At 72.5% G+C, this 24,562-nt stretch carries 24 protein-coding genes; 11 read left to right on the top strand and 13 right to left on the bottom strand.

Annotated features, from left to right (window positions below):
- Positions 1–7: 7 nt before the first annotated feature.
- From BKD26_RS30165 to BKD26_RS30190, 6 genes are read right to left on the bottom strand one after another with little or no spacing between them, the layout of a single operon-like run.
- The gene (locus BKD26_RS30165; protein WP_084904789.1) at positions 8–1,543 is read right to left on the bottom strand and encodes a GMC family oxidoreductase; all 1,536 of its coding nucleotides are present in this window, start codon (positions 1,541–1,543) and stop codon (positions 8–10) included.
- Complete coding sequence (locus tag BKD26_RS30170) at positions 1,540–2,085, bottom strand: VOC family protein (protein WP_084904792.1); 546 nt, start codon at positions 2,083–2,085, stop codon at positions 1,540–1,542. The genes BKD26_RS30165 and BKD26_RS30170 overlap by 4 nt, the downstream gene beginning before the upstream one ends.
- Positions 2,082–2,471, bottom strand: a complete 390-nt coding sequence (locus BKD26_RS30175) for a pirin-like C-terminal cupin domain-containing protein (protein WP_084904794.1) — start codon at positions 2,469–2,471, stop codon at positions 2,082–2,084. The genes BKD26_RS30170 and BKD26_RS30175 overlap by 4 nt, the downstream gene beginning before the upstream one ends.
- Complete coding sequence (locus tag BKD26_RS30180; protein ID WP_084904797.1) at positions 2,468–3,172, bottom strand: cupin domain-containing protein; 705 nt, start codon at positions 3,170–3,172, stop codon at positions 2,468–2,470. The genes BKD26_RS30175 and BKD26_RS30180 overlap by 4 nt, the downstream gene beginning before the upstream one ends.
- Positions 3,165–4,361, bottom strand: a complete 1,197-nt coding sequence (locus BKD26_RS30185; RefSeq protein ID WP_084904799.1) for a sedoheptulose 7-phosphate cyclase — start codon at positions 4,359–4,361, stop codon at positions 3,165–3,167. Before BKD26_RS30185 ends, BKD26_RS30180 begins: the two co-directional genes overlap by 8 nt.
- 8 nt (positions 4,362–4,369) lie before the next feature.
- Positions 4,370–5,521, bottom strand: a complete 1,152-nt coding sequence (locus tag BKD26_RS30190; protein WP_084904801.1) for a hypothetical protein — start codon at positions 5,519–5,521, stop codon at positions 4,370–4,372.
- A 460-nt stretch (positions 5,522–5,981) separates the two neighbouring features.
- Between BKD26_RS30190 and BKD26_RS30195 the strand changes: the two genes are divergently transcribed.
- The 3 genes from BKD26_RS30195 to BKD26_RS30205 are packed head-to-tail and all read left to right on the top strand — an operon-like array spanning position 5,982 to position 8,338.
- Positions 5,982–6,752, top strand: coding sequence for an ABC transporter substrate-binding protein (locus tag BKD26_RS30195; RefSeq protein ID WP_241518925.1), 771 nt, complete (start codon positions 5,982–5,984; stop codon positions 6,750–6,752).
- Positions 6,749–7,549, top strand: coding sequence for an amino acid ABC transporter permease (locus BKD26_RS30200; protein WP_084904804.1), 801 nt, complete (start codon positions 6,749–6,751; stop codon positions 7,547–7,549). The genes BKD26_RS30195 and BKD26_RS30200 overlap by 4 nt, the downstream gene beginning before the upstream one ends.
- A gap of 9 nt (positions 7,550–7,558) precedes the next feature.
- Entirely contained in the window at positions 7,559–8,338 is a 780-nt protein-coding gene (locus BKD26_RS30205) for an amino acid ABC transporter ATP-binding protein (protein ID WP_084904807.1), read from the top strand.
- On the opposite strand, the gene BKD26_RS30210 is transcribed toward BKD26_RS30205, so the two are convergent.
- A complete protein-coding gene (locus BKD26_RS30210; protein ID WP_084904809.1) occupies positions 8,335–8,943 on the bottom strand; it encodes a DUF6629 family protein in 609 nt (202 codons plus the stop codon). The genes BKD26_RS30205 and BKD26_RS30210 overlap by 4 nt on opposite strands.
- A 47-nt stretch (positions 8,944–8,990) precedes the next feature.
- Here BKD26_RS30210 and BKD26_RS30215 point away from each other — a divergent pair, with 47 nt between their 5' ends.
- Complete coding sequence (locus BKD26_RS30215; protein WP_084904811.1) at positions 8,991–9,836, top strand: GNAT family N-acetyltransferase; 846 nt, start codon at positions 8,991–8,993, stop codon at positions 9,834–9,836.
- A 1-nt stretch (position 9,837) separates the two neighbouring features.
- Here BKD26_RS30215 and BKD26_RS30220 read toward each other — a convergent pair whose 3' ends face one another.
- Positions 9,838–11,778, bottom strand: coding sequence for an ABC transporter ATP-binding protein (locus tag BKD26_RS30220; RefSeq protein WP_084904814.1), 1,941 nt, complete (start codon positions 11,776–11,778; stop codon positions 9,838–9,840).
- 134 nt (positions 11,779–11,912) lie between these two features.
- Here BKD26_RS30220 and BKD26_RS30225 point away from each other — a divergent pair, with 134 nt between their 5' ends.
- The 5 genes from BKD26_RS30225 (at position 11,913) to BKD26_RS30245 (ending at position 17,004) form a co-directional block, all read left to right on the top strand.
- A complete protein-coding gene (locus BKD26_RS30225; RefSeq protein WP_084904816.1) occupies positions 11,913–13,313 on the top strand; it encodes a collagen-binding domain-containing protein in 1,401 nt (466 codons plus the stop codon).
- Between the two features lie 99 nt (positions 13,314–13,412).
- Positions 13,413–14,201 (top strand): nucleotidyltransferase family protein, encoded by a 789-nt coding sequence (locus tag BKD26_RS30230; protein ID WP_241518913.1) that lies wholly within the window; start codon positions 13,413–13,415, stop codon positions 14,199–14,201.
- A complete protein-coding gene (locus tag BKD26_RS30235) occupies positions 14,198–14,452 on the top strand; it encodes a hypothetical protein (protein ID WP_073755951.1) in 255 nt (84 codons plus the stop codon). Before BKD26_RS30230 ends, BKD26_RS30235 begins: the two co-directional genes overlap by 4 nt.
- A complete protein-coding gene (locus BKD26_RS30240) occupies positions 14,449–15,252 on the top strand; it encodes a metallophosphoesterase (protein ID WP_084904818.1) in 804 nt (267 codons plus the stop codon). Before BKD26_RS30235 ends, BKD26_RS30240 begins: the two co-directional genes overlap by 4 nt.
- Positions 15,253–15,345: 93 nt before the next feature.
- Complete coding sequence (locus tag BKD26_RS30245) at positions 15,346–17,004, top strand: catalase (protein WP_084904821.1); 1,659 nt, start codon at positions 15,346–15,348, stop codon at positions 17,002–17,004.
- 57 nt (positions 17,005–17,061) lie between these two features.
- Here the strand turns inward: BKD26_RS30245 and BKD26_RS30250 are convergent, their stop codons facing one another.
- Positions 17,062–17,871 (bottom strand): SDR family oxidoreductase, encoded by an 810-nt coding sequence (locus tag BKD26_RS30250; RefSeq protein WP_084904823.1) that lies wholly within the window; start codon positions 17,869–17,871, stop codon positions 17,062–17,064.
- 126 nt (positions 17,872–17,997) lie between these two features.
- On the opposite strand from BKD26_RS30250, the gene BKD26_RS30255 reads away from it, so the two are divergent.
- Together BKD26_RS30255 and BKD26_RS30260 are read left to right on the top strand one after the other, a co-directional pair.
- Positions 17,998–19,236, top strand: coding sequence for an aromatic acid exporter family protein (locus BKD26_RS30255; protein ID WP_084904981.1), 1,239 nt, complete (start codon positions 17,998–18,000; stop codon positions 19,234–19,236).
- A 95-nt stretch (positions 19,237–19,331) separates the two neighbouring features.
- Entirely contained in the window at positions 19,332–20,525 is a 1,194-nt protein-coding gene (locus tag BKD26_RS30260) for an amidohydrolase (protein WP_084904983.1), read from the top strand.
- A gap of 10 nt (positions 20,526–20,535) precedes the next feature.
- Here BKD26_RS30260 and BKD26_RS30265 read toward each other — a convergent pair whose 3' ends face one another.
- The 4 genes from BKD26_RS30265 to BKD26_RS30280 form a co-directional block, all read right to left on the bottom strand.
- Positions 20,536–22,002, bottom strand: a complete 1,467-nt coding sequence (locus tag BKD26_RS30265) for an ornithine decarboxylase (RefSeq protein ID WP_084904826.1) — start codon at positions 22,000–22,002, stop codon at positions 20,536–20,538.
- Positions 22,003–22,044: 42 nt separating this feature from the next.
- Positions 22,045–22,353, bottom strand: coding sequence for a hypothetical protein (locus BKD26_RS30270; protein ID WP_084904830.1), 309 nt, complete (start codon positions 22,351–22,353; stop codon positions 22,045–22,047).
- 9 nt (positions 22,354–22,362) lie between these two features.
- Positions 22,363–22,776: an SRPBCC family protein gene (locus BKD26_RS30275; RefSeq protein ID WP_073755944.1), complete on the bottom strand. Its 414-nt coding sequence runs from the start codon at positions 22,774–22,776 to the stop codon at positions 22,363–22,365.
- A 227-nt stretch (positions 22,777–23,003) separates the two neighbouring features.
- Complete coding sequence (locus BKD26_RS30280; protein WP_084904832.1) at positions 23,004–24,530, bottom strand: MFS transporter; 1,527 nt, start codon at positions 24,528–24,530, stop codon at positions 23,004–23,006.
- Positions 24,531–24,562 lie beyond the last annotated feature (32 nt).

The following is a 24,562-nucleotide window of genomic DNA, read 5'->3' on the forward strand; positions in this document are numbered from 1 at the left end:
TTACGTGTCAGGGCAGCACGCCGCCTTCGCGGGCGGTGCGCAGTGCCTGGGCGGCGATGGTCAGGGTCGGGTTGACGGCGGCGGAGGAGGGGAAGAAGCCGCCGTCGACGACGAACAGGTTGCGGACCTGGTGGCTGCGGCAGTGCGGGTCGAGGACGGAGCGGGTCTCGTCGAGTCCGGCGACCGTCGTGCCGCACTGGTGGCCGGTGGCCTCCACGCCCATCCGGCGGCGCAGCACCAGCGGGTAGCCGGCGCGCCGCATCATGCGGGCCGCGCCGCGCACCAGGCCGCGGTGGGCGCGGGTGTTGGTGGGCCGCCGGCGCAGGATGACACCGCCGTCCGGGCCGGGCAGGACCCGGTTGTCCGGGTCGGGCAGGTCCTCGGACATCACCCACCAGTCCACGCTGCGCGCGGCCACGGCGCCGAGGAGCCGGCGCGGCAGGTGCGGGTGGGAGGCGGTCAGGGCGGCCTCGTGGACCTTCCCCATGAGCTGGAGGTTGCCGAGCGGGTGGTAGAAGTCGTTGACGGCCAGGGTCTTCTGGAACGTCACGGGATTGCGGCGCCGGGGGTCGACGGCCATGAGCACGCTGTTGTTGTGCACCATCAGGTTGCGGCCGACGAGCCCGCTGCCGTTGGCCAGCCCGTCGGGGTGCGCCGCCCCGCCCGAACGCAGCAGCAGCGCCGCCGAGTTGATCGCCCCGCACGACACCACGACGGTGCCCGCCCGGATGCGTACCCTCCGCCCGCCCCGTTCGGCGTCGACCGCGGTGACCCTGCGCCCGGTCGGGTCGGTCAGCAGCCGCTCGGCCCGGGTACGGGTCAGCAGCCGGACCGTCCCGGTGCGCAGCGCGGGCCGCAGCGCACGGGTCTCCGCGTCGCTCTTGGCGTCGACGCGGCACGGGAAGGCGTCACACGTACCGCAGCGCAGGCAGGCGCCCCGGGCCGCCAGGTCGATGCCCAGCTCGATCGGGAAGGGGTGCAGTCCCTGGTCCGTCAGCTTGGCCGCCAGCTCGCCGATGACCGGCTCGTGCGGGACGGGCGGGTGGGGGTACGGCTCCGAGCGCGGCGGCGCCGTGGGGTCGGCGCCGTCCTGGCCGTGAACGCGGTAGAGGCGTTCGGCCTCGGCGTAGTACGGCTCCAGGTCGGCGTACGAGAACGGCCAGGCCGGCGAGGTCCCTTCGAGCTGCTCGGTGGCGTCGAAGTCGCTGACGCGGAGCCGGGGCAGGGCGGCGCCGTACACCTTGGTGGTGCCGCCCACGTAGTAGTGGTTGGCGGGGGTGAAGGGCCGGCCGTCGGCGGTGTGCCAGGTGCCGGCGTTGTGGTAGCGGCCCTCGCCGAAGACGGCGTCGGGCGACCAGTTGGCCTCCTCGTGGGGGAGGAAACCGCCGCGTTCCACGACCAGGACGCGGGCGCCGGTGGAGGCCAGGGCCCAGGCGAGGGTGGAGCCCCCGGCGCCCGATCCGATGACGGCGACGTCGGCGTCGTAGGCGTCCTGCTCCTGGATGACGACGGGCGGGGTGCCCCGCCCCCAGATGCCGGTCATGACGTGTCTCCTGTCGGGTCGAACAGACGGACCGTGGTCTCGTCGTGGTACGGCAGCCGGGCGGGCGCCTGGACGAGTTCGATGTGCAGGCCGATGGGGGTGCGGAGGTAGAGGAAGCGGGTCCCTGCGATCGGCCCGTCGCCGACGGTCTGCGGCTCGCCGAGCGGGCGGACCCCGTCGTACGCGGTGAGCCGGCGCAGCGAGGCGTCGAAGTCGTCGGTCCACAGGGCAAGGTGGTGGCCGCCCCAGTCGCTGTTGCGGGGGTGCTCCCGGCGCTGGCCGGGCGCCTCGTACTCGAACAGCTCGACGTTGGTGACCGGGCCGAGGCGCAGCATGGCGATGTGGGCGACGGCGTGCGGGTGGACGCCCAGCTGGCGGGCCATCCACTGTCCGTCCCGGTCGGCTATCGGGCCGGTCCGGTAGGCGAGTTCGGCGCCGAGGACGCCGGTGAAGAAGCCGACCGCCTCGTCGAGGTCGGGCACGGTGTACGCGACGTGGTGGACGGCGGTGACGCCGGGCACCAGCTGCGGGTGTGCGGTCATGACGGGTGCTCCTCGGGGATGCTGGGGGTACGGGGTGGCAGGGCGCGGGTGACGGCGGGCGGGGTGAGGGTGAGGCACAGCAGGGCGGCGCCGGACGGGCCGGCGGTGAGCCGTACGCGGTGCCCGTGCCGGCCGAGGACGAGGGCGCGCGCGGTGAGCGGCACCGGTTCGTCATCGGCCGTGACCGAGCCCGAAAGGACGTACCAGGCGGCTTCGGTGCCGTCCCGGCCGGCCAGGTCCAGGCGGGTGCCGGGGTCGAGGCGTACCTCGTCGAAGGCCTCGCACTCGCTGTGGAGCATGCCGCGCCGGGCAAGGCACCGGATGGTGGTCCGTTCGCCGCCGGTGCCGAGGAGGACGGAGGCCCGGTCGCCGGAGTGGATGATCATTGAGGTCCCTCCGGTACGGCGAGGACGGCGTGGAAGTACTCCAGCCCCTCCGAGCCCGCGCTCAGCCACGCCGACGTGCCGAGCGGCAGGGTGAGGGCGGTGCCCCGCGCCACGGACACATGCCGGCCCGTGGCGCGGGCGGTGCCCGACCCTCCGGTGATGAACACGGTGTGCTCCTCGCCGTGGGCGTCGAGCGCGGTGCTGCCGCCGGCCGGCAGCTGGGTGAGGCGGACCGTGCGCAGGGGTCCGGCGAGGACGGTGGAGGCGTCCAGCGGGCCGTGGGCGCGCAGGTCGCGCACGACGGCGCTGTGGTGACGGTCCATCGGGTGCTCCTTCGTGGCGGTGGGGGCGGTGAGTTCGACGACGAGCCAGGCCAGCGGCCGGCGCCCGGTGTTGCGCAGCGCGTGGCGGGTGCCGAGGCCCGTCAGGACGGTGTCGCCCGCCCTGACGAGGTGGGGGCGGCCGTCGAGGGTGATCTCGCCGCGCCCGGAGAGCAGGAAGTACAGCTCCTCGGTGCGGGAGTGCAGGTGCTCCCCGCTCACCCCGCCCGGCGGCAGCCAGGCCCATTCGACGGCCTCCCAGCCGCCGTGGAGCCCGGTGCGGCGGGCGAGGCACGTCCAGCGGGAGTGCCCTTCGGCGGCGTGTACGCCGTGGACGTCGGCGGGGGCGTGCACATCGGCGACGACGACTGCCTCACGCATGGGAAGTCACCTCCCCGAGGGCCGCCAGCTCGCCGGCCGCGCGGGCCAGTTCGCCGGTGGTGAGGTCGTTGACGAACACGGAGCCGCCGATGCCGACCGGCAGCGGCAGGCGCTGCTTGCCGTCGCGGTGGCGGACGGTGTCGGCGAGGGCCTCCTTCAGTACGCCCGGTTCGCACAGGGCGTGCGTGACCGGCAGCCCGAGGGTGCGCATCACGCTCAGGACGCGGTCGCGCTGATCCATGCTCATCAGGCCCCGTAGGCAGGCGATGACGGTGGTGAGCGCCATGTCGAGGGCGACGGCCTCGCCGTGCAGGAGGGCGGGCAGGGCCCGCATCTCCAGCGTGGGGCTGAAGGAGTGCCCGTAGTCCACGACGCGTTCCAGCTTGTGTTCCCAGAGGTTGTCGTGGAGCTCTTCGAGCATGCCGTGCACGGCTCTGCCCAGGACCTCGTCGCCCGTCGCCCCGGCCGGCTGGAAGCGGTCGGCGACGAGCCGGGCGCCATGGGTCTCCAGCAGTGCGAAGAGGTCGGCGTCCTTGATCAGGGCGATCTTCAGGATTTCCGCCATGCCGTTGCTGACGTGCCGCTCGTCCAGGGTGGCGAGGAAGCCGGGGTCGAGCAGGGTCTCGGTGGCGGGGTGGTAGGTGCCGAGCCGGTTCTTGCCGGTGCCGAAGTTGACGCCGGTCTTGGCGCCGACGCCGGCGTCGACCAGCCCGATGAGGGTGGTGGGTACGCGGACGTAGGGGGTGCTGCGCCGGTACAGGCTGCACGCCAGGCCGACGATGTCGAGCAGCACGCCGCCGCCGACCGCGACGACCGGCTCCCGGCGGCGGTCCAGGCCGAACCGGTCCATGGCGGCGACCACGGAGAAGACGGAGTCCATGGTCTTGAGCCGCTCGTGGGCGGGCAGCACATGGATCACGTACTCGTCGTGGCCGCGCGCGTCGCAGTAGGCGCGGATCAGGTCGCCGTACAGCATGTCGACGCGTTCCTCGACGACGAGGAGCCGCCGGGCCGGGGCCGGGCCGCCGTCGACGGCTCCGGCCTTGGCGAGGGCGCTGTTGGACGGATTGAAGACGCCGGGTGCGAAGCCGACGCGGTAGCTGACCGGTTTGGCGGTGCTGACGGTCCAGCTGCGGACCGGGCCGCCGTGGGTGAACAGTCCGTGCGGGTCGGTGTGGTGGGCGAACATGGTTCTCCTCAGTGGATGTTGATCAGGTCGGTTTCGGATACGAGGGTGTGGGGGGCGATCACGTCGAGCGCCGGGCGCAGTACGTCGTCGTCGACCTCGGTGAGCATCCGGCCACGTACGACGTGCGGGGCGCCCAGCCCGTCGAGCAGCACCATCCGGGCGGGTCCGGCGTACGGGGCCGGTACCGGGCCGGTGGCCGCGCCGCGCCGGAGGACCGCCGCGACGGTGTCCGCCGTGAGTGGGGCGGGCAGCGCGCGCGGGGCGCCCCAGCGGGCCATCAGCTCGTGGTGGGCGCGCTCGGCGGCCGGGTCGAGCAGCCCGAGCAGGACGGCGACCCGTGCGGCGACGAGCATCCCGAGCGCGGCTGCGTCGCCCTCGGACAGCCCGGCGCCCATCGACAGCAGGGCGTCCGCGACGCTGCGGCCGTAGCTGAACGCCATGGCCGGGCCTTGTTCGCTCGGGTCGTAGTACATGAGCGTGGCGCGGATGTCGGCGTTCAGGGCGACGACGCGTGCCATGAGGCGGGTGTCGAAGCCGGTCACGTCGGGCCGCAGCAGGGCGGCGGCCGTGTCGTAGAAGGACGGGCTGACCGCCAGGACGTTCCTGACGAGGGCCGCGAGCCCGGTGCGCAGTTCGTCCGGCGGCAGGGTGCGCAGCAGGTCGAGCTGGGCCCAGACCAGGGTGGGCGCCAGGCCGTGGGCGGCCGGGTGCTCCAGGCTCAGTGCCGTGTCGGTCATGGCCCGCGGCGTGGTGGGCACGAGAAGCAGGCGCGGCCGGTCCGGGGCGCCGGCGGCCAGCCGGGCGGCGGCCTCGATGACGGTGCTGCCGCCCAGGGCGACGACCACCGTGTCCGGCGTGGGGGTCTCGTCCCAGGCCGTGTCCGGGGCGGGTGCCCGAAGGACGCGCGTCGGGGCGGCCGGGCCGAGCGCGGACAGCACCCGGGCGGTGTGGCCGCGGGGCAGTCCCGCGTCGGTGACCAGCCAGAACGCGTCCGCCGCCAGGTCGGTGGCGATCCGCGTCAGCTCCGGCCAGGTGGCGTCGCCGCCCCGGATGAGAACGGGGAAGTGGAGGTTGCCGGCGAGGATGGCGCGGTCCATGGAGATGGTGGTCGGCGGGGTGGTGGTCGGTGGAGTGGTGGTCGGTGCGGTGGTGGGGTACATGAGAGAGCTCGTTCACTCGTTCACTGGTGCGTCTCGGAATGTCGCCCCTTCACCGTCGGGCGCCCGCTGTCCCGTCCACCTGAGGCCCCGGCCCCCACGCGGCCCCTGACCTGCCCCGTTTCCCACCGGGACGTGCACCCGGCCCCCGCGCACCGGGCCGGGACGCCGACCGGGACAGGGGCCCGGGCCGTGCCCGGGGGCCCGGGACATGGGGCCGGGATCCGGGGCCCGGACCGGGCCCGGCTCCGGGCCGGCATCCGGGGCGGCGATCTCCGCGACGGGGCGCGCTCCGTGTCATACGATCACGCCCGGCGGCTGCGTCACCCCGGCGTCACCCCGGCGTCATCCGAGGCCGCCCACGCGCCCATGGAGGTCAACCGTGACGAGGACTGCCGGCGGCAAGCGACGCACCCACCGCACCCCCCGTACCGTCTTCACCGCCTGTGCCGCGGCGACCGGGCTGCTGCTCGCCGCCACCGGGTGCGGGAACGGCGACGAGGGCCCCGGTGAGGCGGCGGGCGGGGTGCCCGTGGTGGAGAAGGGCAAGCTGACGACCTGCACCCATCTGCCGTACCCGCCCTTCCAGTTCGAGCGGGACGGCAGGATCGTCGGCTTCGACGTGGCGCTGATCGACCTGGTCGCCAAGAACCTGAAGGTCGAACAGAAGATCCTCGACACACCGTTCGAGAACTTCAAGACCGGCGCGTTCCTCAACTCCGGCGAGTGCGACCTGGCCGCCGCCGGGATGACGATCACCGAGGACCGCAAGAAGAACGTCGACTTCTCCGTCCCCTACTTCGACGCCACCCAGGCCCTGCTGGCGACCAAGAAGAGCGGCGCCACCAGCCTCGCGGACGTCAAGGCGAAGAAGCTGAAGCTGGGTGCCCAGGCCGAGACCACCGGGGAGAGCTACGCCACGTCCCAGGGCTTCGACCCGGTGGCGTTCGAGAGCTCCGACGCCGTGCTCAACGGCCTGCGCACCGGCCAGGTCGACGCCGTCGTCATCGACTACCCGGTCGTGCAGGGCTGGTTGAAGGACAAGGCGAACGCCGACGCCTTCGCGCTCGGGCAGAACATCGAGACCGGTGAGCAGTACGGCTTCTCGGTGAAGAAGGGCAACGACAAGCTGCGCGCCGCGATCGACAAGGCGATCAAGGACGCCAAGGCGGACGGCACGTACAACAAGCTCTACGAGCAGTGGATCGGCCCGCTGCCCAAGGGCCTGTCGTGACCTCACGGCTCACGAGGCGGCAGCGGCGGCGGATCTCGCAGGGCGTTCAGTACGCGGTCTTCGTCGCCGTCGTCGTCCTGATCGCCGTCCTGGCCGACTGGGACCGGCTCCAGAACCAGTTCGCGCAGGCGGACCTGGCGGGGCGGCTCTTCCCGGACATCATCACCACCGCGCTGCGCAACACGGTGGTGTACACCCTCTCCGGGTTCGCCTTCGGCCTCGTCCTCGGGCTGGTCATCGCCCTGATGCGGCTGTCGTCGGTGGCGCCCTACCGGTGGGCCGCGAGCGTCTACATCGAGATCTTCCGCGGCCTGCCCGCCCTGCTGATCTTCATCTTCGTCGGCGTCGCCGTACCGCTCGCGTTCCCGGGTACGGAGATCCCCGGCGGGACGTACGGCAAGGTCGCCCTCGGCCTCGGGCTGGTGGCCGCGGCGTACATGGCGGAGACGATCCGGGCGGGCATCCAGGCGGTGCCCAAGGGCCAGATGGAGGCGGCGCGTTCGCTGGGCTTCTCGCACGCCCGCGCGATGGTATCGGTGATCCTCCCGCAGGCGTACCGGATCATCATCCCGCCGCTCACCAATGAACTGGTGCTGCTGTTCAAGGACTCCTCGCTGGTGCTGTTCCTCGGGGTGACGCTGCAGGAGCGGGAGCTGACGAAGTTCGGCCGGGACCTGGCCAGCCAGACCGCCAACTCCACACCCATCCTCGTCGCCGGCCTGTGCTACCTGCTGGTGACGATTCCGCTGAGCTTCGTGGTGCGCCGCCTCGAGGCCCGTGCCGCCAGGGCCAAGTGAGGGACACCGATGCCGACACGGAACGAGATCGAGATCCGGGGGCTGTACAAGTCCTTCGGCGACAACGAGGTGCTGCGCGGCATCGACCTGGACGTCGCCACCGGCGAGGTGGTGTGCGTCATCGGGCCGTCCGGCTCCGGCAAGTCGACACTGCTGCGCTGCGTGAACCTGCTGGAGGAGCCCAGCAAAGGGCAGGTGTTCGTGGGCGGTACGGAGGTCACGGACCTGGACGTCGACATCGACGCCGTACGCCGCCGGATCGGGATGGTGTTCCAGCAGTTCAACCTCTTCCCGCATGTGACGGTGACCGAGAACCTCACCCTGCCGCAGCGGCGGGTGCTGGGGCGCGGCAAGGAGCGGGCCGCGAAGGTCGCCCGGGAGAACCTTGCGCGCGTCGGGCTGGCGGACAAGGCGGACGCCTATCCGGCGCAGTTGTCGGGCGGTCAGCAGCAGCGGGTGGCGATCGCGCGGGCCCTGGCTATGGGCCCGGAGGTGATGCTGTTCGACGAGCCGACGTCGGCGCTCGACCCCGAGCTGGTCGGCGACGTGCTGGCGGTGATGCGGATGCTGGCGGCGGAGGGCATGACGATGATGGTCGTCACCCACGAGATGAGCTTCGCCCGGGAGGTAGCCGACCGGGTGGTGTTCATGGACGACGGCCGGATCGTCGAGGAGGGCCCGGCGGCCCGGGTCGTGGGCGACCCGCAGCACGAACGTACCCGCCACTTCCTGACCCGCATCCTCGACCCGGCCGCCGCCGAACCCCCGGGACCGGACAAGGCTCCCTAGGCCGCGCGCCGGGTCCTGGCGAGCAGGAGCAGGGACGCCACGGCGGCGAAGGCGCACCAGGTGGAGACGAACTCGGTGCGCCACAGCGCGACGCACAGCGCCGCCCCGGCCGCGACGACCGCGCCGAGGATTCTCAGGCCCCGGTCGGCCGCGAGGAGCAGGGCGCCGACGGTGGCCAGGAGGTAGCCGGCGACGAGGAGCGGGGCGTACGGGAGGTCCAGGACGTAGCCGATGGTGCGGCCCCGGATGTGGGCCGTCACCGGCCGGGTGGCGAGGCAGTACGCGAGAGCGGCGGCCGTCACGAGCCCGGCGGCGGCCGGGACGGTGAGGCGGGCGCGGCTCCCGGCGGGCGTGACGAGCAGGACGCCGAGCGGCAGCCAGAGGGGCAGCAGCGGCAGCGCGATGACGGCCCAGGCGAGGGTGGCGGGGCCGCTGCCGCCGCCGGCGTCCCAGACGGCGGACTCGACGATCTGGTGTGCGCCGAGCAGCAAGGGCAGGGCGGCGAGCGGCAGTTCGCGTACGCCGCGGGCGCGGGCCACGCACAGGGCGCCGACGGCGGTGATGACGGTGCCGGCCGCGAGGTCGGCCGTCGCGCTCCAGCACATGTGGGTAGCGTACGAGGGGAACCGTACGACGGCCGGGAGGAGATCCCTTGTCAACGCTGCGGGTGTCGCGGGCGACGCCGGAGGACTGGTCCCTGGTCGGGGAATGGGCCGCGGCGGAGGGCTGGAACCCCGGCCTTTCGGACGGGCCGAGCTTCTTCGCGCAGGATCCCGACGGGTTCTTCCTCGGCAGGCTCGACGGCGAGCGGGAGCCGGTGTCGGCCATCTCGGTCGTCAACTACAGCGACACGTACGCCTTCCTCGGCTTCTATCTGGTACGCCCCGACCGGCGCGGCCTCGGGCACGGGCGGGCCACCTGGAAGGCGGCGCTCGCCCATGCCGGGGACCGCACCGTCGGCCTCGACGGGGTGCCCGCGCAGCAGGACAACTACCGCCGCTCGGGCTTCGCCCTGGCGCACCGCACGTTGCGCTATGTGGGGGCGGTGTCGCCGCGAGCGCCGGGGGCGGGTGTGGTGCCGGCCGCCGAGGTGGGGCTCGCCGCGATCGCCGCGTACGACAGCGGCTGCTACCCGGCGGAGCGGCCCCGGTTCCTGGGGCGGTGGCTGGGCGCGCCCGGCCACCGGGCGCTGGCGCGGGTCGTGGACGGCCGCCTGACGGGGTACGGGGTGATCCGGCCGGCGCTGGAGGAGGCCCGGGTCGGTCCGCTGTTCGCCGACTCGCGGGGTGACGCGGAGGTGCTGCTGGACGCGCTCGTGGACGGTTTCGGGGCGGAGCGGGTCGCCGTGGACGTACCGGAGTCGAACCCGGCGGCGGTGCGGATGGCCCAGGGGCGGGGGCTGGTGCCGTCGTTCCGTACGGCGCGCATGTATACGGGGCCGGTGCGGCCGTTCGCCCAGGAGCGGGTGTTCGGCGTCAGCACCCTGGAGCTGGGGTGAGTCACGATCCCGTGCCGTACTGGTCGGCCTGGAGGAGGTACATGCGCCGGTAGCGGGAGCCCGGCCGGTCCATCAGTTCCCGGTGCGAGCCCGACTCGACGAGCCTGCCCTCGTGGAGGACGTGGATGACGTCGGCGGACTGGATGCCGGCCATGCGGTGGCTGACGAGCACGACGGTCCTGCCCTCGCCGGTGAGCGCGCGGATGCGTTTGAACGACTCGATCTCCGCCTCGGGGTCCAGGGCGGAGGTCGGCTCGTCGGCGATGACGAGGCCGGCCTCGCGGTAGCGGAAGCGGGCCTGGCCGACGGTCTGCCACTGGCCGCCGGAGAGCTCGGAGCCGTGCCGGAACTGGCGGGCGAGCAGGGTGTCGTAGCCGCGCGGCAGGGTGGCGCCGAGCTTGTCGGCGCCGGAGTAGGAGGCGGCGCGCTCGACCCGGCCGGCGTGCGGGGTGGTTCCGGGCTGCCCGATGCGGATGTTGGTGTGGAGGGTGAAGGGCCAGCGCTGGAAGTCCTGGTCGAGGACGGCGACATGGCGGAAGATGTCCAGCCGGTCGGCGTCGGCGAGGTCGGTGTCGCCCCACAGGACACGGCCGTCGCCCGGCTGGTGGAGGCCGGAGAGGATTTTGACGAGGGTGGACTTGCCCGATCCGTTGGCGCCGACGAGGGCGACGACCGAGCCGGCGGTGATGGTCAGGGACACGCCGCGCAGGGCGGGTTCGTCGCGGTCGGGGTAGCGGAAGGTGACGTTCTCCAAGGTGATCTTCTCGGGCAAGTCCGGGACGGGGGTGCCGCCGAGCGGGATGGCCCGCGCTTCGGCGGCGGCGGTGAAGCGGTCGAGGTCGCGGACGTACAGGGACTCCTCGTGCAGGGTGTTGATGTGGGTGATCAGCGCGCTGAGGCTGGCCGAGCCGGTGCGTACGGCGAGGGCCGCGGTGCCGGCCATGGCGATGTCCATGCGGCCGGTGACCAGGAGGGCGCCGAGGGCGGCGTACGTGAGGAGGGCGGCCACGCCGGAGAACGCGGCGGCGAGCAGCTCGGTGACGGCGCGTCCGTCGGCGAGGCGGGTCTGCTCGGCCTCGGACGTCTCGGCCATGTCGTGGAACTTGTCGAGGAGGTAGCGGCCGACCTGGTGGACGCGGACCTCCTGGGCCGACTCGCGGCTGGTGATGAGGTTGTTGACGAGGCGGGCCGCTCGCTCGTGCTCGATCCAGTTCATCCGGGAGGCGTAACGGCGCTGCGCCACGTGCATGGCGCCCCAGCCACGCGGGAGGGCGATCAGGACGAGCAGCGGCAGGAGCGCCGGGTGGAGCACGGTGAGGACACCGGCGGCGGCGACGATGGTGAACACGCCGTTGAGGGCGCCCACACAGGCGCCGATCATGTTCCGGGCGGCCAGGGCGCCGAACTGGGCCGAGTCCAGGAGCTTGCGGAACGCCCCGTCCTCGATGGCTTCGAGTTCCACCCCTGCGGCGCGGTGGAGGTACTTCTCGGTGGCGAGCCGTTCCACCTTGGGCTCCAGGCGGCCGGTGCCGGCCGTGGAGAGGGAGGCGAGGACCGCGTTGACCACGGCGAGGACGCCGGCGGCGATCAGCGCGGGCAGGGCGGCGCGGAGGCGTTCGGTGGTGGTGCCGGCGGCGAAGAGGGCCTGGAGGACCTGGTTCGTCAGGAGCAGTCCCACGGCCTGGGCGATGCCCTGGCCGATCTCGGTGAGGCCGACGGTGAGCAGGGCGCGCCGGTCGGACTCCCAGGCGAGCCGGAGGGTGCTGCCGACGAGGCGGGGCAGGGCGCGGACGGCGGCCAGGGGCTTGAGGTCGAGCACGGCGTACTCGTGCTTTACCCAGCCGAAGTCGTAGCGCAGGGCTCCGCCGAAGAGCTCGCGTTCGCTGTCCGAGACGGGTGGCTCGGCCCTCCAGGCCCGCCGGAACAGCTTCTTGTCACGCACGATCCCCCACCCCCCGGCTGCGGCTCCCTTGCCATCGCAGCAACCGCTCCCCCACCGCCGACCGGGTGAAACGTCGCCCGACCGGGTGGGCGCGTCCCCGCCATCATGGGTCCGACGATCCTATTTTCTCCGCTATGCGAACGACTGGACTGGCGGCCGTGATTCCGGCGGTGGTGTGCGGGCTGTGCGCGGTGAGCCCCGGAGCGCCGGCGACTCGGGCACACGAGACCTCCGCCACGATCGGCAACCCGATGGCCGGGAACAACGGCTTCGGTGTCGTCACGCGGCGGGACGCGCGGCTGGGCGGTACCGAGTCCGGCAGCGCCGTCGCCGTGGGCGGCGACCTCGCCCTCGGATCGCGGTACACCGTGGCGCGGCGCGGTACGGGCGGCTTCGTGGCTGCCGGGGACGCGCGGCCCACCGCTCTCCTGGTCGGCGGCGCGGTCGACTTCGCCGGCAGTGCGGCGGACGCGGTGCTGCGGGTGGCCGGTGACCGCTACGTCAAGGTGGGCGACCTCGGCGGCGGCGCCACGCGGGCCACCGGCATGAACGGCACGCCGGTCAAGACCCGGCTGGTCGCGGCCGGGGCCGGGTACGGCACGACGCCGCGCGTCGAGCTGACCACCGCGCAGCCGCCCCCGTCGGTGGGGCCGGCGCGGGGCCTCATGGACTTCGGCACCCTCTTCGCCGGCCACCGGCAGCGCGCCGACGCGCTGGCCCGGTGCCGGGGCACGGTGGCGCCGCGCGACGCGGGCGACGCCACGGTGCGCGTCCGGCTGGCCGACGACCGTACGAACGTGCTGCGGCTGACCGGTGCCCGGCTCGCCGGCATCCGGGTGCTGGCGTTCGAGAACCGGCCGACGGCCGCGCGCCCGCTCGTGATCGTGGTCGACACGACGGCCGAGGGCGGCGAGCTGTCCTGGCGTACGCCGACGATGGCGGGCGTCGGGGGCGAGGACGCCCCGTACATCCTGTGGACCTTCGCCGACGCCACCGACATCGCCCTCACGGCGGGCGACACCCTGACCGGGTCCGTCTACGCACCGCGCGCGGAACTGACGGACGGCAGCCCGGCCGACATCGAGGGCGACGTCGTGGTCCGCGCACTGAAGGCGGGCCCCCTCGCGGGCGGCATCCGCAACGCCCCTTTCACGGCGGAGCCGTCGTGCGACGACGCCCCTGCGACGACGCCCACGCGCTCCCCCTCACCGGCCCCGTCACCACCGGGCGCACCCGGACCGGAACCGAAGCTGGAGCCTGGGCCGGAGCCGGAGCCGGAGCCGAAGGGGGAGCCGGACGCGGAGCCCGAACCGGAACCGGAGCCCGCCGCCTCGGGAGCCGTCACGGACGCTCGGCCGCCCTCCGAGCCATCCCCCGCCCCGCGCGGCGAGCCGCGTGCCGAGAGCGCCGAGATGGCGGACACGGGCTCCCGCCCGAAGCTCTGGCTCCTGGGCGCGGGCGCCGTCCTGCTCGTCACCACCGGCGCCGTCCTGACCAGGGCGTCCCGCCGCAACCACCGGGACCCCGGCGAGTGAGCCGAGCTCAGGGGCCCCGGAGGAGAACCGAGCCATAAAAAAGAGAGGCCCGGGTACCCGAACCGCCTCCCGCAGGCCGACGAGGAGGGCGGAACACCCGTGAGGAACCACTCGCAAGACGCCACCCAGCCGGGCGGGCCGGGCGGGCCGGCCGAGCCGTCCGGGCTGCGACTGGCCGGGGGCAGAGCTGTGGAGGGCGAGCCGGACGGCGCGCTCCTCGGCGCGCCCATGGGCGGCGGGGCGGCGGGCGGCGGCGGTCCGGGCGGGCCCACTGGCCCCGGTGGCCCCGGTGGCCTCAGTCGCAGCCTTCCTCCGGACCGTACGCAGTCCATCCTGGAGGCCACCAAGCAGGTGGCGGGGCTGCTCAAGAGCACCGGCCATCCGTTCGCCCTGGCCGGCAGTGTGGCGGCGTACGCGCACGGCGTCCCGCAGAGCCTCCAGCACGACACCGATTTCGCCATCCTGCGCGAGGACGCGGAGGCGATCACCCAGGATCTGGAGGCCGCCGGCATCCAGGTGCGGGTGCCGCCGGAGGACTGGCTGATCAAGGCGCGCAGCCACGGTGAGGAGATCGACCTGATCTTCGAGCTGGCGCGGCACCCGGTGACGCGGGAGTTGCTGGACCGGGCCCACGTCCTGCCGGTGGATTCGGTACGGATGCCGGTGCTGGCGCCGACCGACCTGGTGGGCAGTCTGCTGGCCGCCTTCTCGGAGCACCACTGCGACTTCGGTGCCGTCCTGCCGATCGCCCGCACGCTGCGGGAGAAGATCGACTGGGACCTGCTGCGCCGGGAGAACGAAGGCTCTCCGATGCCCGAGGCGTTCCTGTACCTGCTGGAGCGCCTGAACGTCATCGAACCACCCGAACCACGGGAGGCAACCCCATGAGCGCCGCCGACACCGCCGAGTACCGCATCGCCCATCTGCGGGACCGGCTGGCGAGCGAGGACATCGCCGAACTCGGCATCAGGATCGAGCAGCGCGGTACCAGCGTGATGCTCTACGGCACGGTCGCCAGCGCGGAGTGCCGGTCCGAGATCCTGCGCATCGCCCAGGAGGAACTGGCCGGGCTGCCGCTGCGCGAGGACCTGGTCGTCGTCTGCGGGGACGCCCCCGACCACCCCGAGGAGCTGTCGTGATCCGAGTAGCAGCGGTCGGTGACATCCATCTGGGCCCGGGCAGCACGGGCGCTCTGCGGCCGGCCTTCGACAAGATCCACGAGCAGGCGGACCTGCTGCTGCTCGCCGGTGACCTGACGCGGCACGGCACGGCCGAGGAGGGCGAGGTCGTGGCCGGCGAGGTGGCAGGCCTGGGTGTGCCCGTGGTCGCCGTGCTGGGCAACCACGACTACCAGAGCGACCAGGAGGCGGAGGTGACGGCGGCACTCGACCGGGCCGGGGTGACCGTCCTGGAGGGCGAGGGCACGGTGCTGAACGTCGGCGGGGTGCGCGTGGGCGTCGCCGGGACGAAGGGGTTCGGCGGCGGGTTCGCCGGGCGCAGCGGCGGTGAGTTCGGCGAGCCGGAGATGAAGGACTTCATCCGCTACACCCGGCGCTGCGCGGACGGGCTGCGGACGTCCCTGACGATGCTGCACGAGGCGGACTGCGCCGTACGGATCGCGCTGACGCACTACGCGCCCGTGCCGGACACGCTCGCGGGCGAGCCGCTGGAGATCTATCCGTTCCTGGGCAGCTACCTGCTGGCCGAGGCGGTCGACGAGGGCGGCGCCGACCTGGCCGTACACGGTCATGCGCACCATGGCACCGAGCACGGCATGACCGGTGACGGCGTACGGGTGCGCAATGTCGCCCAGCCGGTGATCGGCCGGGCGTTCGCCGTCTACCACCTGCCCGTGCACGCCGGGAGCGCGGCCGTGGGTGACGGCGGCGTGAAGGCGGGAGCCGGCGCGGCGGCGCACAAGGCGGGGATCGGCGGTTAGAGGCCCCGATGGGTGGGTAACGGGGCATACTGCGACATAGAGGGCGCAGTGGCAGGACGTAGAGCGACAACAGCAGCAGAGGAGCCGAGGATCGTGACCGACGTTTCGAGCCAGGGTCCCGCACCCGGCGACGACCGGAAGGTACTCACCAACCGGCAGGGCCACCCTGTCTACGACAACCAGAACCAGCGCACGGTCGGGGCCCGGGGCCCGGCGACGCTGGAGAACTACCAGTTCCTGGAGAAGATCAGCCACTTCGACCGGGAGCGCATCCCCGAGCGGGTCGTCCACGCGCGCGGGGTGACGGCCTACGGCTACTTCGAGGCGTACGGCGCATGGGGTGACGAGCCGATCAGCCGCTACACCCGCGCCAAGATCTTCCAGGAGCGCGGCAAGCGCACCGACCTGGCCGTCCGCTTCTCCACCGTGATCGGCGGCCGGGACTCCTCCGAGGCGGCGCGCGACCCGCGCGGGTTCGCGGTGAAGTTCTACACCGAGGACGGCAACTGGGACCTCGTCGGGAACAACCTGGGTGTCTTCTTCATCCGGGACGCCATCAAGTTCCCCGACGTAATCCACTCCCTCAAGCCGAACCCGGTCACCTTCGAGCAGCAGCCGCGCCGGATCTTCGACTTCATGTCGCAGACCCCGGAGTCCATGCACATGCTGGTCAATCTGTTCAGCCCGCGTGGCATCCCGGCCGACTACCGCCATATGCAGGGGTTCGGCGTCAACACGTACAAGTGGGTCAACGCCGAGGGCAACACGGTCCTGGTCAAGTACCACTGGATGCCCAAGCAGGGCGTCCGGAGCATGACCGAGGAGGACGCGGCCAATGTGCAGGCCGAGGGCCTCGGCCACGCCACCAAGGACCTGTACGAGGCGGTAGGGCGCGGCGACCACCCCGAGTGGGAGCTGCTGGTCCAGATGATGGAGGACCACGACCACCCGGAGCTGGACTTCGACCCGCTGGACGACACCAAGACCTGGCCGGAGCAGGACTTCCCGCCGAAGCCGGTCGGCAAGATGGTGCTCAACCGGATGCCGGAGAACTTCTTCGCCGAGAACGAGCAGATCTCCTTCGGCACGGGTGTGCTGGTGGACGGCCTGGACTTCTCGGACGACAAGATGCTGGTCGGCCGGACGTTCTCGTACAGCGACACCCAGCGCTACCGGGTCGGCCCGAACTACCTCCAACTGCCGGTCAACCAGGCCAAGAACGCGGACGTGCGCACCAACCAGCGCGACGGGTTCATGACGTACCGCCAGGACGGCCACGGCGAGAACCCGGACGTCAACTACGAGCCGTCGATCCGGGGCGGGCTGCGCGAGGGCCAGTACCCCACGCACGACGAGCAGGGCCCGGAGATCCACGGCAGGCTCACCCGCAAGCGGATCCCGCGGACCAACGACTACATGCAGGCCGGCCAGCGCTATCTGCTGATGGAACAGTGGGAGCGGGACGACCTGGTGCGCAACTTCGTCAACGCGCTGAAGCAGTGCGACCGGGCCGTGCAGGAGCGGATGGTCTGGCACTTCCTGCTGGTCGAGAACGACCTGGGGCTGCGCGTCGGCGAGGGCCTCGGCATCAGCCCGCAGGACGTGGCCCACCTCGAACCCCTGGCGAGCCAGGACCTCACCGAGGAGGACCGCAAGCGGCTGGCCAACCTCGGGGAGAACCCGCCCCGGGACGTCGAGGGGCTGACGATGACGCACTGCGTGCCGGACGAGCGGCATGTGGTGAGCCGCTGACGGCGTACGCGTGACAGGGCCCCCGCCCATCCCGGGCGGGGGCCCTGTGTCACGTGCTCATGGTCGTCGCCAGGCGTCGCTCTCCAGGTGGGAGCCGGCCTGCGGGCCCATCCGGAGCATGCCGCCGTCCACCACCCACGAGGCGCCCGTGACGTACGAGGCGTCCTCGCCCGCCAGGAACGCGATGACCGCCGCGACCTCACGCGCGTCGCCCGGCCGCCCCAGCGGCACGCCGGGCCGGGACTTCTTCCGTACGTCCTCGTCGTCCTGGCCCGTCATCGGGGTGGCGATCTCGCCCGGTGCGACGGCGTTCACGGTGATGCCGTACTCGGCCAGTTCCAGCGCCATGACCTGGGTGAGCAGCCCGAGTCCGCCCTTGGCCGCGCAGTAGGGCGCCGCTCCGACGCGCGGCTGGTGCTCGTGCACGGACGTCACGTTGACGATCCGTCCGCCGTCGCCCTGCTCGATCATGCGGCGGGCGGCGGCCTGGGAGCACAGGAACGGCCCGATCAGGTCGACGTCCAGCACGTCCCGCACGGTGTCGTACGTCATGTCCAGGAAGGGCGTGGCCGTGCCGGTGCCGGCGTTGTTGACCAGGACGTCGACGCGCCCGAGTTCGCCGGCCAGCTCGTCGACGACGCCGGCGGCTTCCGGCAACCGTGTCAGGTCCAGGTGCGCGACGGCGGCGCGGCGCCCGTGACCGCGTACCTCCTCGGCGGTGCGGTGTGCGCCGTCCTCGTCGGTGTGCCAGGTGATGCCGACGTCCATGCCCTGCGCGGCGAGCCGGACGGCGGTGGCGCGGCCGATGCCGGAGTCGGAGCCGGTGACGACGGCGACGGGGGTGCCCCGGTTCACGGGCGGGTTCATCGTGCCTCCTCGGCAAGGGGAAACGGGACTTTGGCGGTACCACGTCACGGGTGAGGCAAAACGGCGTCCGAGGGGTTCCTGGGACTGAAGTGTGGTGAGTGGCTCATGATCGGGCACGTGAAGGGGATGCCGGACGTATCAGCACCCGTGATCAAACTGGTGCGGCGGACCACCGAACCCGTCGCGGCGCAGACGCTGCGCTCCACGGCCGCCGCCGTCATCTCCTTCGTCGTCGCCCTGATGGTTCTGCCCGCGCAACCCGCCCCTCTGACGGCCCCGCTGACCGCGCTGCTGGTCGTGCAGGTCACCCTGTACGCGACGCTCACCACCGGTATCCGGCGCGTCAACTCGGTCGTCGTCGGTGTCCTCATCGCCATCGGCTTCACCGCCCTGGTGGGGCTGACCTGGTGGAGCCTCGGTCTGACGATCTTCACCGCGCTGATCATCGGCCGTTTCGTGCGGGTGGACGAGTTCGTGCCCGAGGTGGCGATCAGCGCGATGCTGGTCCTCGGTGTCTCCCAGGCCACGTCGGCGGCCTGGCACCGGGTGCTGGAGACGCTCATCGGCGCCGGGGTGGGCCTGCTGTTCAACCTGCTGTTCGCACCGCCCGTGTGGACGCAGTCGGCCGGGGCGTCCATCGACGGGCTGGCGCGCGGGATGGGCCGCATGTTCCGCACCATGGGCGCGGAGATCTCCGAGGGCCACCTCCCGTTCCCGCACGCGGCGGCGCGGCTGCACGAGGCGCGGCGGCTGGACCACGACATCGTGGAGGTCGACGCGTCGCTGCGGCAGGCGGAGGAGAGCCTGCGGATGAACCCGCGCGTACGGGAGGGCCTGCTGTCCCGGGTGGTGCTGCGGACGGGGCTGGACACCCTGGAGATCTGCGCGGTGGTGCTCCGGGTGCTGACCCGGAGCCTGACCGACCTGGCGAAGTTCCGTACGGAGGAGTCGCTGTTCCCGGAGGACGTGTCGGCCGGGCTCAAGGAGCTGTTCGCGCACATGGCCGACGCCATCGAGAGCTTCGCCCGCCTGATCACCACCCAGGTGGCCGCCAACGCGGAGGCCGCCGAGGAGCGGCTGACCGCCGCCCTGGCCGCGAGCCGGGTCACCCGCGACCGGGTCGCCGACATGCTGCTGGAGGACGTGCAGGAGCACCCCCGGCAGTGGCAGCTGCACGGCGCGCTGCTCGCCGAGATCGACCGGATCCTCGACGAGCTGGACCTGGACAGGCGGAGCGAGCGCCTCATGCAGGAGCTGGACCGCCGCTCGGCGGAGCTCAGCGAGCGCTACCCCCGGCTGGCCGCCCTGCGCCGCCGGCTGCGCGGCGAGGGCGGCACCGAGCGGCGGCCGGGCGTGGAGGCCTGAGCCTCGTACGTCTCCGTACGTCGGCGTACGCATCGGGCGCCGGGGGCGTGGAACCCGGGTGGGTGACCAGTCACCGCCCGTCGGAGGAGGCGTACGTGTCGGAGAACCCCGAGCCCGTGTACGACCGGATCAGGGAGGAGGTCGCCGCCCGAGCGGAGCGGCTGTGGGACGTCGGCCTCGCGCTGCACCGCTCACCGGAGACGGCGTTCGAGGAGCGGCAGGCGGCGCGGCTGCTGACCGGTGAACTCGAACGGGAGGGGTTCGAGGTGGAGCGCGGGGTGGCGGGCCTGCCGACCGCGTTCACCGGCCGCACCGGCTCGGGTGAGGGACCGTGCGTGGCGCTGCTGCTGGAGTACGACGCGCTGCCGCTGCTGGGGCACGCGTGCGGCCACAACCTGATCGCCGCGGCCGGTCTGGGCGCGGCGCTCGCGGTACGGGGAGCGCTCGGCGAGGTCCCGGGGTCGCTGTTGGCGGTGGGTGCGCCGGCGGAGGAACGCGGGGGCGGCAAGGTCGTGGAGGTCGAGGCGGGGCTGTTCGACGGGGTGGACGCGGCGCTGATGTTCCACCCGGGCGTCTACAGCTGGTCGTGGGCGCCGCTGACGGCCAGCGCGCAGATCCGGGTGGCGTTCCACGGGCGGGCCGCGCATCCGACGGGCAACCCCACGGAGGGCATCGACGCGCTCGGCGCGCTGATCCAGCTGTTCAACACCCTGGGCGTGCTGGACCGGCGGCTGCCGGCCGGGTCCCACGTCCAGGGCATCATCGCGGACGGCGGCCGGGCGACGAACATCGTCCCCGAGTACGCGGAGGGCCTCTTCGGGCTGCGCGGGGCGACGACGGCCGCACTGGAGGACCTGGTGGAGGAGCTGCGCTCGTGCGCCCAGGGCGTGGCGACGGCCACGCGTACCCGGGTGGAGGTGACCGGCGTGGGCGGGCGCTACGAGCACTTCCGCGACAACGAGGTGCTGTCGGGGCTGTTCGCCCATCACCTGGACCGGGCGGGCATCCCGTTGTCGGAGCCCGTGCCCGGCGTGTACCTGGGATCGTCCGACATCGGCAATGTGAGCACGCGGGTGCCCGCGATCCACCCGTTCGTCGCGATCATGGGCTCGGACGCGTCGGACCACACGCCCGAGTTCGCCGAGGCGGCGGCGGGGCCGCGCGGGCGCCAGGTGATGCTGGCGGCGGCGGAAGCGCTGGCCTGCACGGCGGCGGATGTGCTGCTGCGTACGGAGATCTCCGGGCAGGCGTGGGCGTGCCTGCGGGAGAAGGCCGCGGCGGGCCTGTGACCGAGGCCTTTCAGTGCTCCACGGTCACCCGTACCGTCTTGACCTCCGTGTCGGCGGCGTCCGGGACGACCATGCCGGCGTCGACACCGCTGCGCAGGTAGTGCAGCACCTCGGCGTTGAGCTTCTCGCCGGGCAGCGCTGCGGGGATGCCGGGCGGGTACGGGGTGAGCATCTCGGCGCTGATCCGGCCGACGGCCTTCTCCCACGGCACCTGCTCGACCCGCCCGAAGAACGCGTCGCGCGGCAGCATGACCTGCTCCAGGCGGAGGTCGGCCGGGTCGGGGACCTCCACCCGCGGCGCGGGGCGCAGTTCGTCCGCGTGGCCGGCGACGTCGCGCAGCGCGGTGAGCAGGGCGTGGGCGCTGCGTTCGTCGTCGGCGTGGGTGAGCTGGGCGCTGCTGCGGCGGTGGTCGGACAGGTGCATGTTGATGTGGTGGTGCTCGCGCAGCCAGTCGGCGACCCGGTAGCCGGTCGTACCGAGCCCCGTGACGTCGATGATGACCTGGAGGGGGTCGAGGTCCGCGGAGCGGCCGGGTCCGCAGAAGTCGTCGCGCCCGTGCACGTGGAGGCCGTCGATCTCGGCGATCCGCGTCCGTACCGTCTTGGCCAGGGCCAGCGCGTCGTCGTAGAGGGCGTGGCCGTGCTGCACCATCTGGCGGCGCCAACCGTCGAGGGCGGCGTAGACGAGGACGGAGGGGCTGGTGGTGCCGAGCAGGTCCTCGCGGTTCTTCAGGACCTCCGGTTCGATCAGGTCGCCCTGGAGGTGGAAGACCGAGCCCTGTTCGACGCCCGAGCCCATCTTGTGGACGGAGGTGACGCAGATGTCGGCCCCGGCGTCCATCGCCCAGGTGGGCAGGTCGGGGTGGAACGGCAGGTGGGCGCCCCACGCCTCGTCGACGATGAGCGGTACGCCGTGGTCGTGGCACGCCTCCGCGATGGCGGGCAGATCGGAGCAGGTCCCGTACGGCGTCGGGGTGGTCACCAGGGCGCCCCGCGCGTCGGGGTGTTCGGCGAGGGCGGCGCGGAAGGCGTCGGCGGACGGCGGGTGGGCGAGGTGGCGCTCGGCGTCCCACTGCGGTTCCACCCAGATGGGGACGATCCCGGCCAGGACGAGACCGGACACCACCGACTTGTGCGCGTCACGTCCCACCAGCAGCTTCTCGTGCGGTCCGGCGACGGACAGCATGGCGGCCTTGATGGACAGGGAGCTGCCGCAGGTCGAGAAGAACGTGTGCTCCGCCCCGACCGCGTCGGCCATCAGCTCCTGTGCCTTGGCGAGCACGCCGTGGGACGAGGTCCGGTCGTCCAGCCCGCTGGTGGCGAGCACGTCCGAGTGGAAGACGGCGTCACCGAGGACGGCGCGTACGCGTGGGTCGGCGCCGCGGCCCTGTTTGTGGCCGGGCGGGGTGAAGGGCGTCTGGTTCTCTGAGTGGTACGCGGCCAACGCGTCGAGCACGGGTGCCTGTGAATGGTCCATGCCGTCCCAGTGCCCTGCAAAGGAGGACAAAAACGGGGACGATCATGGCCGGGGGCGGATGCGCTGCCACCGTGGCCGGGCGTCGCCGCCCCGGCGGCCGGCCACGGAGGCGCAGCGGGGGCAGACCCGCTGGACGCGGTCGGCGGCGCCGCCGGACTCGGGCAGGACGTCCGGCCAGACGACGTGCGGGAAGCGGCCGAGCTGCGACCGGCTGAGGGAGAGGCCGCAGACGGTCTGGTTCATGCCCGGCTCCCAGGCGTGGACCTCCCCGGCGGGCAGCCGGCGGCGGCCGTCCTCCTCGTCCGTCCACTGTCCGGAGGCGGCGACCGCGTACCGCTTGGTCGCGGGCATGGGTGACCGTCAGCCGGCGGCGTTGTCGACGCGCATGCGGACCTGGTCCTCCAGGCGCTGGAGGCTGTGGTCGAGGGCGTCGTTCACCGGCTTCTCGCCCGGGTCGTGGCTCTCGTCGAAGAACGACAGGTGCACGGTCACCTCGCTGGCTCCGCTGCCGATACCGGCGACCTGGAGCCACCCGGCGTAGCTGCCCTGCTCCCTGGTGCCCCATTCGAGGCGCATCTGGTCCTTCTCGGCGCGCAGCAGCGCGGAGGTGTCCTCGTCGGTGCGGTCCTCGTGCACGGTGACGGCGGGCAGCTCCTCGGCGTGCACGTGCAGGGCCTCGGGCAGCCAGTTGTCGAGCTGGTCGACGTTGGCGGCCTGGTCGAAGACGTGCTCGGGCAGTGCCGGCATGGTGCGTGAACGCTCGTACTCGGTCATCGCTCCACCGTTCCTCGTCTCTCGGCTCTCGATCTTCCGAGGGGACGGGTGCCCGGCCTGCGGGAGCTGAAGCCGGGCGGGAACGCAAGACGCCCCGGCTGGACGGGGGGACCAGCCGGGGCAGTGTGTGGCGGTCGTGAAGGCGTCTTCACAACCGACTGAATGAACGATAAACCATTGAGCGGCGCTCCATCCAATCGGCCGCCGGTTCGCCGCGCGTCACCGCGTCACGGCACCGTGCGCGCGGTGGCGGTGGTGGGGCCGGCCGGTGTCATGGCCTTGGCGGCCTGCGCGGACAGCGGGGTCGCGATGTCCTCCAGCGACTTGCGTTCCGCCGCGACCGCGAAGAACAGCGCCACCAGACCACCCAGCACCATGAGCGTGGCGCCGATGCAGAAGGCGAGCACCGTGTCCGCGACGACACCGCTTTCGGTGAGACCGGCGAAGATCAGCGGACCGGAGATGCCTCCGGCGGCCGTGCCGACGGCGTAGAAGAACGCGATGGCCATCGCGCGGGTCTCCATGGGGAAGATCTCGCTCACCGTGAGGTACGCGGAGCTGGCACCGGCGGACGCGAAGAAGAGGACCACGCACCAGCTGATGGTCATCGTCGTCGCGGTCAGCCAGCCGTTGGAGAACATCCAGGCGGTGACGAACAGCAGGGCGCCGGACAGGATGTACGTACCCGCGATCATCGGGCGACGGCCCCAGGTGTCGAAGAGCCGGCCCAGCAGCAGGGGGCCCATGAAGTTGCCGAACGCGATGACGGCGAAGAAGTAGCCGGTCGAGCCGGTGCCGATGTCGAAGAACGTCACCAGGATCGAGCCGAACCCGAAGGTGATGGCGTTGTAGAGGAAGGCCTGCCCGATGAAGAGGGCCAGGCCCAGCACCGCCCGCCGGGGATAGGCGCGGAAGAGCGTACGGGCGATCTGCACGAAGCCGACGCTGTGCCGCTGCTTGATGGTGATCGCCCCGGCCGGCTCGGGCAGCGGGCGGCCCGTCTCCGCCTCCACCTGCCGCTCGACGTCCGCCACCAGCTGCTCGGCGCCCTCCTCGCGCCCGTGGATGAACATCCAGCGGGGGCTTTCCGGCACATGGCGGCGGACGAGCAGGATGACCAGGCCGAGGACGACGCCGAGGCCGAAGGAGATCCGCCAGCCCAGGTCCTTGGGGAGGATGTCCGTGTCGAGGGCGAGGACGGACAACAGGGCACCGCCCATCGCGCCGAGCCAGAAGCTGCCGTTGATGATCAGGTCCACCCGGCCGCGGTACGCGCTGGGGATCAGCTCGTCGATGGCGGAGTTGATGGCGGCGTACTCGCCCCCGATGCCGAAGCCGGTCAGGAAGCGGAAGACGAAGAACCACCAGGAGGAGAAGGACAGCGCCGTCAGCGCGGTCGCGGCGAGATAGACGGCCAGGGTGATCAGGAAGAGTTTCTTGCGGCCGTAGCGGTCCGTGAGCCAGCCGAAGAACAGCGCCCCGGAGCACGCCCCGGCGACGTACAGCGCGGCGGCGACGCCGGTGACCTGGGCGCTGCTGATGGCGAGCCCGCTGCCCTCCTCGGAGAGCCGGCCGGCCATGCTGCCCACGATGGTCACTTCCAGGCCGTCGAGGATCCAGACGGTGCCCAGTCCGATGACGATCATCCAGTGCCAGCGCGACCACGGCAGTCTGTCCAGTCGCGCCGGTACCTGGGTCGTCACGGTGCCGTTCGACGCTTGCCCAGCCGCTTGCCCGAGCTCCCGCTCAGTCATGGGTCACCTCCGAGGCGTGAACACGGCGGGCG

Origin of the sequence: Streptomyces sp. CB03238, assembly GCF_002099185.1 — a bacterium.
Classification (GTDB): Bacteria; Actinomycetota; Actinomycetes; order Streptomycetales; family Streptomycetaceae; genus Streptomyces.